At 53.7% G+C, this 244-nt stretch carries 1 protein-coding gene; it reads left to right on the top strand.

Annotation, left to right across the window (positions count from 1 at the left end; all coding sequences use genetic code 11):
• Positions 1-8: 8 nt before the first annotated feature.
• Positions 9-244 (top strand): cadherin domain-containing protein (locus Q4563_RS23840; protein WP_442903858.1); only part of this gene is annotated, 236 nt, incomplete at its 3' end.

The raw sequence follows: 244 nt of genomic DNA, 5'->3' as shown, positions 1-244 counted from the left end.
ATTAATCACTGTTTACCATCGACGCACAAACCGGCGACCTTACTCTAACGCACAACCCAGACAACGAAACGCAAGCCATTTATCAGCTCACCAGTATCGCCACCGACAGCGCCGGCAACAGCAGCGAGCAAACTCTGACCCTGAACGTAGACGACCTTGAAGAATCCACCCCCATCTTTACCTCCGCATCAACCGAACCCGCCTTTGAAGAAGACTCCGGGGCGTGCCAGGTTATATACACCGC

This window comes from Gilvimarinus sp. 1_MG-2023 (genome assembly GCF_030548285.1).
Note: the sequence above shows the minus strand (reverse complement) of the source record. Positions and strands in the feature narration are given on the sequence as shown.